The organism is Phascolarctobacterium sp. (assembly GCF_045124115.1).
Taxonomy (GTDB): Bacteria; Bacillota; Negativicutes; order Acidaminococcales; family Acidaminococcaceae; genus Phascolarctobacterium_A.
In genome coordinates this window covers 42,751-53,959 of the sequence record NZ_JBGVLF010000041.1, presented here as the reverse complement: position 1 = coordinate 53,959, position 11,209 = coordinate 42,751, and the positions used below count along the sequence as shown (strand labels likewise).

11 protein-coding genes are annotated in these 11,209 nt (G+C 46.1%); all 11 read right to left on the bottom strand.

All coding sequences use genetic code 11. From position 1 onward, the window contains the following. The 11 genes from ACJMM4_RS05795 to cbiD all read right to left on the bottom strand — a co-directional run bounded on the left by ACJMM4_RS05795 (window position 1) and on the right by cbiD (window position 11,092). Window positions 1–1,134: a phosphoglycerate mutase gene (locus ACJMM4_RS05795; RefSeq protein ID WP_405383537.1), complete on the bottom strand. Its 1,134-nt coding sequence runs from the start codon at window positions 1,132–1,134 to the stop codon at window positions 1–3. Next, window positions 1,109–2,197 (bottom strand): pyridoxal phosphate-dependent aminotransferase, encoded by a 1,089-nt coding sequence (locus tag ACJMM4_RS05790; protein ID WP_405383535.1) that lies wholly within the window; start codon window positions 2,195–2,197, stop codon window positions 1,109–1,111. Before ACJMM4_RS05790 ends, ACJMM4_RS05795 begins: the two co-directional genes overlap by 26 nt. A 23-nt stretch (window positions 2,198–2,220) precedes the next feature. Beyond that, entirely contained in the window at window positions 2,221–3,186 is a 966-nt protein-coding gene (gene cbiB / locus ACJMM4_RS05785; protein WP_405383533.1) for an adenosylcobinamide-phosphate synthase CbiB, read from the bottom strand. Between the two features lie 15 nt (window positions 3,187–3,201). Further along, window positions 3,202–4,584 carry a cobyrinate a,c-diamide synthase gene (locus ACJMM4_RS05780; protein ID WP_405383531.1) on the bottom strand — a complete coding sequence of 461 codons (1,383 nt, stop codon included), beginning with the start codon at window positions 4,582–4,584 and terminating at the stop codon, window positions 3,202–3,204. Continuing rightward, the gene (gene cbiE, locus ACJMM4_RS05775; RefSeq protein WP_405383529.1) at window positions 4,577–5,797 is read right to left on the bottom strand and encodes a precorrin-6y C5,15-methyltransferase (decarboxylating) subunit CbiE; all 1,221 of its coding nucleotides are present in this window, start codon (window positions 5,795–5,797) and stop codon (window positions 4,577–4,579) included. Before cbiE ends, ACJMM4_RS05780 begins: the two co-directional genes overlap by 8 nt. An 11-nt stretch (window positions 5,798–5,808) precedes the next feature. After that, window positions 5,809–6,573, bottom strand: coding sequence for a precorrin-6A reductase (cobK, locus tag ACJMM4_RS05770; protein WP_405380460.1), 765 nt, complete (start codon window positions 6,571–6,573; stop codon window positions 5,809–5,811). After that, window positions 6,570–7,298 carry a precorrin-3B C(17)-methyltransferase gene (cobJ, locus tag ACJMM4_RS05765; protein ID WP_405383527.1) on the bottom strand — a complete coding sequence of 243 codons (729 nt, stop codon included), beginning with the start codon at window positions 7,296–7,298 and terminating at the stop codon, window positions 6,570–6,572. The genes cobK and cobJ overlap by 4 nt, the downstream gene beginning before the upstream one ends. Window positions 7,299–7,395: 97 nt before the next feature. Further along, window positions 7,396–8,418 carry a cobalt-precorrin 5A hydrolase gene (locus ACJMM4_RS05760; protein WP_405383525.1) on the bottom strand — a complete coding sequence of 341 codons (1,023 nt, stop codon included), beginning with the start codon at window positions 8,416–8,418 and terminating at the stop codon, window positions 7,396–7,398. Window positions 8,419–8,461: 43 nt separating this feature from the next. Further along, window positions 8,462–9,247 (bottom strand): precorrin-4 C(11)-methyltransferase, encoded by a 786-nt coding sequence (gene cobM / locus ACJMM4_RS05755; RefSeq protein WP_405380471.1) that lies wholly within the window; start codon window positions 9,245–9,247, stop codon window positions 8,462–8,464. Next, window positions 9,247–9,948 (bottom strand): precorrin-2 C(20)-methyltransferase, encoded by a 702-nt coding sequence (gene cobI, locus ACJMM4_RS05750; RefSeq protein ID WP_405383523.1) that lies wholly within the window; start codon window positions 9,946–9,948, stop codon window positions 9,247–9,249. Before cobI ends, cobM begins: the two co-directional genes overlap by 1 nt. 1 nt (window position 9,949) lies before the next feature. Next, window positions 9,950–11,092 carry a cobalt-precorrin-5B (C(1))-methyltransferase CbiD gene (gene cbiD / locus ACJMM4_RS05745; RefSeq protein ID WP_405383521.1) on the bottom strand — a complete coding sequence of 381 codons (1,143 nt, stop codon included), beginning with the start codon at window positions 11,090–11,092 and terminating at the stop codon, window positions 9,950–9,952. Between the last annotated feature and the right edge of the window lie 117 nt (window positions 11,093–11,209).

The following is an 11,209-nucleotide window of genomic DNA, read 5'->3' as shown; positions in this document are numbered from 1 at the left end:
TCAATCACTCTCTTTCATCAAAAAGTCCAGAATATCACCATAGCTGTAAAGGCTAATCGCTTTGCCTGCTGTGCCTAAAGGCAGATAACCTGCCACCACCGGCGTACAGCCTGCGTCATGCCTGCCTGTTACGCTACTGGTTACGTGATCACCACAAATAACCACCTTCGTAGGCTCAGAAATCTTATCAGCCACCACCTGCAGGAACTCCCTGTCAATGCGGGCAATAAAATCTGCCTTGCCTTGATAGTCATAGCGGTGGGAAGCTTCATCGGAACCATTAAAATGGGCGAGGACGAATTTGTTCCGCTGCAGCAGCTCTATAGCAGCCTGCGCTTTGGCAGCCAAATCCGTGTCCACATCTCCGGTTGCCGTAAATGGCACAATGGTTTCCAATCCCAGTGCGCGGGCAATGCCTGCTACAATCTCTGCCTTGCACACAGCTCCACCGTAAAAGCCATGCAATTGAGCAAAGCTTGGCATCGTCTGCCTAGCACTGGCACCCCATGGATAAAGAATGTAATGCAAGCCTTTTTTAGCAAAAGGCTCTAAGCGTTTAGTAGTTTCTTTCAGAAAATAGTCTATAGCCAAGGACTGCTTCCGCAAAGGCGCCAACAGCTCTGCTACATCCTCCCCCACACTCTCATGAGGAGGACGTACATTGCAGTCAAGCACCTTCTGTTCCCTATTCATAATCAGTAGATTACGGTACTCGGATAAATGGATGAACTCAATATCCTTGAGCACATCATCACAAAGCTGCGCCGCCCTGCGCATTTGGGCTTGGTCAAGCCCAGCGCCGTTAAAGGCCGCCAATCTGCCTGCATCGTCCACTACAGCCAGATTACAGCGCAGCACCATCTCGTACTCGGAAATATCTCTATTATGGGCTAAAAGCTCAAGGTACGCCCGATTTGTAGGCATATCCTTTTTATCTACACCTAAAAGCCGGAGAATACAGCTACAGCTTTCAGGGACAATATCCTGTTCACAAATGCTGAATTGAGCAAAGCTCCCTTTAGCAGCAATCTCATCCATTACAGGATGCTCTGCCTTCTCAAACGGTGTCCGTCCACACCATTGAGAAATAGGGTCATCACCCAATCCATCAATCAATACTAATAATGCTCGCATTCTTCCTTGCTTCCTTAATTGCTTTAATCAAGCCTTTATTAAGAGTTCTTGTTTTTACAGCTATGCGGTAATATCCCGAGCCAAGGTTATGGTAATTAGCACAAGAGCGAATTAAATACCCTTGTTCACGCAGTCTTGCCTGTAAATCCACCGGCTCGGACAAAAAGAAGAATATATAGTTAGCTTCAGAGCCGTAAACTTTGGCTCCCAACGCTTTAAGTTCGCTGATTAAATATTGACGTTCCTCCCTAATCAATTGGAAGGACTCACTCAGGTAATCCTGCTCTTTTAAAGCAGCAATACCTGCTGCTTGGGCCAGTACGGATACGCTCCAATCCTGGCCGCTTTGGTGGAGCGCGTTAAGCAGCTCCATGTCGGACGTCATGCAGTAACCAAGACGGATACCGGGCATAGCGAAAGTCTTCGTAAAAGCTTTCAATATGATCAGCTCCGGATATTCCGCCAACATGTCGCGCATGCTGAAAGCCTTATCTTCGTCAACGAAATCCATAAAACATTCGTCTACCAAAAGCTTGGCACCAATCATCCGGCATTTCATGAGGATACGTTCCAAATACTGTCTATCAGTCAATTGACCTGTAGGATTATTTGGATTGCAGATTACTATAAAATCCATGCGGGCAGAAACCTTGCCCACGATGTTTTTAGTAACAGTAAAATTATCGTCCTCCTGCAACTGGTAGTCTTTACAGATACAGCCTACAGAGCGCAATGCTTTTTCGTAATCAGCGAAGGTAGGCGCTAGTAGCAGCGCTCTTTTGGGCTTCGCTGCCAAGGCCAAACGAAAAAGTACATCTGCAGCGCCATTACCAAAGAAAAGGTATTCTTCAGGTACCTGCAGATATTGAGCTGTTGCCGCCCGCAAATCCCTGCAGAAAGGATCAGGGTAATTGACGCAATTTTTTATAGCGTCCTTAACAGCCTGCTTTACCCCCGCAGGCAGGCCCAAAGGATTGATGTTAGCGGAAAAGTCCACAAACTCTTTGCCTTGGGCAGTACACTTTTCTGTATAAATATCGCCGCCATGCTGGTATGCGTACATTGTTCCACCTCATTTATTAGCTTCTAGAATAAAAATAAACTCACAAGATAAACTAAAGCAAAGAGCAGCAAGCACAGTACCGCTGTCATATACAGCAGATTATTTGTGAGTACAATGTCTTCAGGACACACAGGACGAATATTATCGCCAATAGTATCCTTATGCACCAGCTTGCCAAAATAATAATGGTCACCGCCCAATTGGATGTCCAAGGCACCGGCCGTTACTGATTCCGTCATAGCAGAATTAGGACTTAAATGGTTATAACGGTCACGCTTAAATATTCTCCAAGCATTCCTAGCATCTAAATCCAGAATATAGGATGCCATTACCATCACCAGCCCCGTAATCCTCGCCGGAAGCAGGTTGGCCAAATCATCCAATTTAGCTGCACAGCGTCCGAAATACAGATACTTGTCATTTTTATATCCAACCATGGAATCCATGGTATTGATACCCTTATAAAGAAAAGCCAAAGGAGCGCCACCAAGAACCATATACAGCATAGGAGCAACAATACCGTCGGAAGTATTTTCCGCTATAGTTTCCACTGCTCCCTTAGTAACTTCTTCAGCATCCAGATTCTGAGTATCACGGCCTACAATCCAACTAAGCTTTTTACGCGCATCCACCAGATCACCTTTTGCCAAAGCATCGTACACCTTCATGCTTTCATCACGAAGGGACTTAGTTGCAAAAATCTGGTAGCACATAACTGTCTCCAAGGCAAAGGCCAGCCATGAGCTTACGCTGCCTGCTGCCAATAAAATAGCATAGGGCACGGCGAAGGAAGCAATTATAACAATTACCACCATCAAGGCACCGCCGCACAAAAGCGCTGTTTTATTAGGCTCCAGCAATTTGCGCAGGTTACGCTCCAAAAAACCAATCATATTGCCTATAAGGCAAATAGGATGAGGTAGCCAATGGGGGTCGCCAAATATTAAATCTAAGATAAAGCCTGCCACAATGGCAGCTAAATGTAACATAAGCACAATCCCCTTCTACTCTGTCTGTTGCTTCTTTTGGGCAAACGCGCAGCAATGCTGCACGAAGCTGCGGGCGAACTCCACATTCCCATAAAGATGGATATGCGGATAGCCTGCATAGAGACTGTCCGAAACGTGGACACAGTCCCACGTACCACGACCGCTGGCTTTTACAGCCGTAAAACCATCGCCGTTATTAGTACTGTCCGAATAGTGAAATTCATGTCCGTTGATGCAGCCACCCTTTTTACACAGCACGTTATCCTGTTGGGCAGTAAGCTGCACGTAGCCAAAACGTTTAAGGCTTTTGGTCATAGCCGTTTCCCCGGGGATAGCGCCTACCCAATTATAAGCATGCTCCCCTTCCACGTAGCGCTCCAGCAGATACATAAAACCGCCGCATTCAGCAAAGCAAGGCATAGCGCTAAGGATAGCGGTCTTTACTTCCTGCAGCATTGTGCTGTTATCTGCCAATTGCTGTGCATACAGTTCAGGATAACCACCGCCAAAAATAATGCCATCACAGTCAGGAAGATGTTTATCCTCTACAGGGCTGAAAGGTACTAGCTCCGCACCCAGTTCAGCCAGCAAATCCAAGGCATCCCGGTAATAAAAGCAAAAAGCTTTGTCTTGCGCAATCGCAATCCTTGCTTTACCAACCGGTTCAAGGCCTACCGGTTCGTAGGGCAAGGGCGCTGCTCCCTTAGCCAAAGCAACAATGCCTTCTATATCCAGGGATTTTGCTGCCTGCTGAGCCAAACGTTCCACAATCTCCTGCAGGTCACCAATTTCTTCCGCTGTTACTAGTCCTAAATGACGGCTTTCAAAATTGCAATTATCCATTTTAGGAAAATACCCCAAAAGCTTAACGCCTGTTTCCGCTTCAATTGCTTCCTTATAGAAAGCATAGCTCATGGGATTGACGTTGTTTAGAATCGCACCTGCAATATGGCTGTCCTTACGGAATTCCTTAAAGCCTTTGATAGTCGCAGCAACGGATAAGGCGGCTCCTTTGCCATTAACTACCAAAACAACAGGAACATCACAAGCCTTTGCCAAAGCATAAGCGCTTGCCTCCGTAGTTTTGCCCATACCATCGTAAAAACCCATGGCACCTTCAAAAACAGCCACATCTGCCTGTGCTGCATTCTTCGCCACCAAATAGCGGGCTGTGTCCTCTCCTAACATGAACAAATCAAGGTTACGGGAATGGGCACCCATCACTCGGGTATGGAACATAGGATCAATATAGTCAGGCCCGGATTTAAAAGCGGATACGCTCACACCTTGGTTAAGCAAAGCTTTTAGCAAACCGCAGACCAAAGTGGTTTTGCCTACACCGCTTCCGGTAGCGCTGATCATAATGCGGGGTACGTTGCTAATGGCCATGTCAGTCATCCCTCTTTACTGCAGTCATCACATACACAGGATTTTGCGCCATCATCAGATTGTAGCTGCCCAAAGTTTTGTTGCGGGCAATGCTTACATTAACGATTTCCAGTGCATATTCCTGATGCTCTTTGTAGTAACCTGCAACCTCTGCCAAGGTTTCCACCGTAATAGCGTTGATTACTACCCAGCAAGAACTGTTCTTGGCATAGACTACATCTAACATTTGGCACAGGTCGCCACCGCTGCCGCCAATAAAGACACAGTCCGGCGTAGGCGCGCTTTGGATATTCGCCAAAGCCTCCCCTGCAACAATGGTTAGATTATCAATTCCAAAAAGCTCCTTATTCTTCCCTAACAGCTCCACAGCCACCGGATTACGCTCGAAAGCGAATACCTTTCCGTAAGGTGCCAGCAGCGCCAGTTCGATGGAACAAGAACCCGTACCTGCGCCTATGTCATAAATAACATCGGCAGGTTTGGGCTGGAGTTTGGACATAGAGATGCTGCGTACTTCCTGCTTTGTCATAGGCACCTTGCTCCGCAAAAAAGCGTCATCAGGAATGCCATGAACATTAACAGCAGGACAAGGTTGTTCATTAATGATCATCATAACGGACAAAGACGGGAATTGTCCTTTGGCAATTTCTTCCGCAGTACCGCAAGTAATTTTTTCTTCAGGATAGCTCAGGTTTTCGCCTACATATACTTGCACACCACCAAGGCCATGGTCGCAAAGTTGGCCACACAGAACTTGGGGAGAGTTATCCCCTCCTGTCAGAGAAAAGACCTTGCTGTTTTGCTGCACAGCAGCTACCAGTTTTTGCTCCCTGCCATGCATGCTGACGATTTTGGCATCATCCCATGACATTTCCAGTTTGCTGGCAAAATACACCAAACTGCTAATCCCTGCATAGCGCACGCATTGACAGTTGGGCAATTTGCCACTGATAGTTTTTGCCAAACTAAAAAAGCCCACGTCCCCACTAACAAGAACTGCTAAAACATCTTTGGCAGGATCAGCCTTAGCGGCAATCTCTGCAATTTCAGCAGCCCTTATAGTAGGATACACCATTTTTGCATTTTCTGCAAATTCTCCATAGATATTTAACATTCTTTTATCGCCAATAAGAATATTGCTATCTATAATTGCCTGACGCGCTGCGCCGGTCAACAGCTCCGGATTACCGGGTCCAATGCCGATGATATTTACTTTTAGCATAGCACGCCTCCTTAAGGTTCTTTTTTATATGTAGTGCGCAGCAGGTTAACCACTGCATTGTATTCCAAGCCTTGCTCTTCCTGCGCTCTACCAATAACGATTAAGTGAGCGCCTGCTGCAGTAGCTGCCTCCACCTTTTCCGTAAAGCCACCTACACTGCCACTATCCTTAGTTACCATAAAGCTGCAACCGAATTTGCGCAACGTAGCAACATTCATTTCCTTGCTAAAAGGGCCCTGCATACACACAATATTAGCAGGCTTATAGCCTAGGCTCAAGGCAGTATGCAAGCTATCCTCCATAGGCAGGATGCGCAAGGCAATACGTTCGGCATAATCTTGAACGCTTGTAAAATCACGCAGATTTTTGCTACCTGTTGTAAGGAAAATCTTCCCTTTAACTTGGTTGAGCAAATCCACTGCTTCTGTAAAATCGTTTAAAACAGTATAGCTACCACGCTCTCCTACAGGACGTACCAAGCGTACATAGCTTGCAGTTTCTTTAGCGCAAGCAGCTTTAATAGTTGCAGTGACGATAGTAGCATAAGGATGGGTTGCATCTATAACCAGTTCAGGCTTATGTTGGCGGATAAAGGCACACATGGCAGCCTCGTCCATACGTTCAGCCAACAAATGCAGATTAGCTTGAGCTTCTATGAGTTCCGCACCATACTCCGTAGCAACGCTTACATAAAGCTCCACAGGATAATCCGCCAGCTCCTTAATCAGCAGCCTGCCTTCGCTAGTACCGCCAATAAGCCAGATTACCGGTTTCATGCTAATCTGTAACCGCGTGGGGTTACCAGACGGCCGTTAATAACCTCGGTCTGGGTGTTACCAATAATAACAGTGGAGAACATATCCACTTCTTTGTCGCGGAGTTCGCCTAAAGTAGTCAATTCATAGCTTTGACCTTCACGACCGATGTTGCGGACAATACCGGCAGGAATGGTCGCAGGCTGGTTCTTCAGCATAATGTCACAAGCTCTTTGCAGATAATCATGACGCTTAATACTGGAAGGATTGTAGATACAGATGCAGAAATCTGCTTGGGAAGCACAATCCAAACGTTTTGCGATTTTTTCCCAAGGAGTTAAAAGGTCACTAAGGGAAATCAGGCAGAAGTCGCTGATTAAAGGCGCACCCAAAACAGCTGCACCGCTGCAGGCTGCAGTAATACCGGGTACAACTTCAATGTCTACTTCAGGATGGTCCTTAGCTACCTGGCACATAATGCCTGCCATGCCGTAAACGCCTGCATCACCGCTGGAAATCATGGCTACAGTCTTACCTTTCAATGCTTCATCCAAAGCCAATTTGCAACGATCAACTTCTTTGCGCATACCGGTAGAAAGGAATTCCTTTTCTGCAAAGTCTTCTTTAATCAGATTTACATATACATGATAGCCTGCAATAACATCACAAGACTTTAATACATCATAAGCACGTTTGGTCATTTGCTCCACACCGCCGGGGCCCAGACCTACTACATAAAGTTTCATCTTTATCTCCTTCAATCATTTCTAAGTACAGTATAGGTAGCACATCTACCTATCTCGTTCCCCCTACTAAAGGAATGTTGCATATCGACAAGGGGTTTTATTTCTTTAATCCTGTATGTTGAAAATCCACTTGCAGTTTTTCCACTGCCACCGCCAATGTCACACCATCCCTACAGGTTTTGTGCAACAGGAGGCGTCCGCCTTTACTATCCAACACTGCGCTACGCTCGCACACATTGCTAACGCCCACAGTATGGGCTACAAAGTCGGAAGCAGTAAATTCTCCTGCTACTTTGTTCAACTCAGCAGCAGAGTAAAAACTCACAGGAACTTTATATTTTTCAGCAAAAGCTAACAAGCCTTGCTCATCTTTTTTTACGTCGATGGAGGCAATGCTTACCACACTGCGCTTGTCCAAATTGAGCTGCGCCAATTGGGATAAGACGAGGTCCTCTATTTTCTCCATAGCAGTGCCGCGCCTACAACCAATGCCAAGATGCACAATCTTCGGCAGTAAGCGAACCGTGGTTTTAAACGGCTGTAAATCCTTAGTCAAGGTAATCGCCATGCCAATGGGTAAAGTAGAACTATATTCCACTTGCTGCGGCAGTGCGCTGTTAACATTGATGTCCTCATCTACGTACAGACCAACTTTTTCGCCACCCACTAAAGCTGCTGCAAAGTCTTTGGCTGCTTTTAAAGAACAAAGCACCATATTATTCCGTGCTGCCCATTCGTCTACTGCGAAAAGCCCATTAACATCGCTGGCAGTGGTAACGCAGGCAGTGCCTCCCAAATTAGCTGCCAAGCAGCGTGCCAATTCGTTAGAACCGCCAATATGGCCTGCCACCAAAGGAATGACAAAAGTACCGCGTTCATCCATAGAAATTACAGCAGGATCTGTCAGTTTACTTTTGATAAAGGGAGCGATGGTACGCACAGCAATTCCTACTGCACCGATAAACACCAAAGTCTGGCAACGCAGGAAATCCACGCTGCAAACTGCATTGTGGTCAGGCAGCATAGGTTCCAATCCTGCAGTTTCGGCATACTTTACAAAAGTAAGGTTCCGCACTTCGTAACCAACGCTGCGCAGATACTGCTCCACTTTTTTGCTCAATTCCGCTCCTCGCAGGGAAAAGGAATAGATGGCAGCCTGCATCTTATTTCACCTCAGGCTTAACATTCAGCTTACTGGGATCTGCCTGACGGAATTCATGAGAGAAAGTGGGATTATACAATTCACTGCGGTCGTACTCGTTGCCCAAGAAACCACCAACAGTAATCAGCGCTGTTTTAGTAATGCCGTATTTTTCAGCATTCTCTGCTAAAGTACCGACAGTGCAGCGAATAACCTTTTCATCAGGCCAAGAAGCTTTGTAAACGATGGCTGCAGGAGTATCCATGGTATAACCGCCCCTAATCAGCTCGTTTTGCAGTTTATCCAGCATACCGCTACTGAGGAAGATAACCATGGTTGCCTTATGAGCAGCATAGTCAGCAATTTTTTGATGAGGAGGTACAGGAGTTCTACCTTCCATACGGGTAATGATTACGGATTGGCTGACATTGGGCAGCGTATATTCTGCTTTGAGGCAGGCTGCAGCTGCACAGAAAGAAGATACGCCGGGCACAACTTCGTACTCCAGATTATAACCGCGAATCAAGTCGATTTGCTCTCTGTGGGCACCATAAACACTGGGGTCGCCGGTGTGCAGCCGTACTACCATTTTGCCTGCTTGCGCGGCGGGAACCATGGCGGCAACAACTTCTTCCAAAGTCATTTCTGCACTATTCATAATTACACATTCAGGTTTGCAATATTTCAGCAGTTCGGGGTTCACAAGAGAACCTGCATAAATGCACAAATCGCATTTTTCCAGCAGTTCTTTACCCTTCACAGTAATCAGATCAGCGGCACCGGGGCCTGCACCAATAAAATAAATCATTATTTATCAAACTCCTTTTCTTTAACTAAAATTACGGAAAAATAACTGCTAGCAGGATCTATATCCTCTAAATTGCGGTATACCTTTTCACCGGGCAGACCGCAGCGCTCGACCATACCCGCGTTTTTGATTAAGCCTCTGGCACGTAGGTCATCACGTACACGACCAATTTCACTGGCAGACTTCATCAATACTTTGTTACCGGGGCCATCCAAAAACTTGGCAGAATCCTTATAACTACCGGGTAGGATAATCAACGGTTCTGAGCGCTCGCACAAGCTGGTATTCAATTTAGCAGCCACTGCGCAAATGGAGGTTACACCTGCTACAAGCTCTGCATCATAACCATCCGCTAACACCAGTTTATGAACATAAATGCAGGTAGCATAAATAGTGGGACAGCCCAAGGTAATGAATACCACATTTTTACCTTCATCTAACAACTTTTCAATGACGTCCGCACCTTCTCTATGTGCTTTGTCCATCACTGCCATATCCTTAGTCATAGGCATATAAATAGCAATCTGCTCTTTGGCATCCAAATCTACTATTTGTTCCACAATGTTTTTGGCGGTCATGATGTCTGTATCGCCTTTGGGTAAGGCAACCACATCACATTCTTTGAGAAGACGTACAGATTTCAGTGTCATCAACTCCGGATCTCCCGGACCAATACCAACGCTATAAAGTTTGCCACGCATCTTATTCACCTTCTCCTATACGTAAATGTAATTTTACCAGTTCATCAGCGTCTTTAGTTTTTCCTAAAATCCCATAAACATTAGAAAACATCAAGGCGCCTGTCTTTATTTTGCCATGCACTCTATGCTGCATGTAAAAATCAATTTTTTCCGTCACTTTAGTCATAACTGCAGCAAAAAGTCCTTCTCGTTGCAAAACTTTAGTTACTTCGTCCGTAGTTAAGCAATTATATATTTCCTTGCCCACTTCTACGGATGCTCCATGGAACATCGCTTCTAAGGCAAATAACTCTGTACGGCAGTCCGCATATTTAGAATGGGTATTCATCACGCCTTGAGCAAGCTTGACAAGCTTACCGCTGTGGCCAACAAGCAAAAGTGTTTCAAAGCCACAGAAAACTGCGTAATCCAAAAGCTCACCTACAAAGTTACTGCAGGTTACGGCGTTTTCTATATCCATACCAAGCACATCACGGGTAAAGTCTTCGCCATAATTACCGAAGAATACTAAAAGATGCTTGTTGCCTCTAGCCTGCTGCGCCCGCATTTCCACGCGCATGGTTTCAATTAGAGCGCTTTCGCTCATGGGTTCCACAATGCCGCTGGTACCGAGGACAGAAAGCCCGCCCACAATACCCAAACGAGGGTTGAAGGTCTTCTTGGCAATTTCCACGCCCTCGGGAATAGAGATAGTCACATTCAAGCCTTTATGGTAGCCAATTTGCTCCATAGCAGCAGACACTTCACTAATCATCATTCGTTTAGGTGTTGGATTGATGGCAGGACCGCCTACTGCACAAGCTAAGCCGGGTTTAGTTACCTTGCCCACGCCTACGCCGCCTTCAATACGCACCCCAGGTGCTACAGCACGCTGTACTTTGGCGTAAACGAGAATACCATTAGTATCGTCAGGGTCGTCGCCGCTGTCCTTGCGGATGGCACAGCTAACATAGTCGCTGGCCATTTCCACATCTTCCGGTTCAAGGTTAAGCACTACGCCCTTGGGTGTATCAATCTGCACAGAGTCAATCCGTTGGCCTGTCAACAGCATCAAGGCTGCTGCTTTAGCTGCGGCGGTAGCGCAGCTACCTGTAGTATATCCACAACGCAGATTTTTTCCTTGGGAAAATTGATATGTTTCCATAGGTTTCTTCCCTTCTAATACATATTCCATAAATATCAAGAAAACGGGCTTCCGCCGAATCCGACAGAAGCCCATAAAGACAAAATTCCCTAATATCGCTACAACACTACTTTGCAA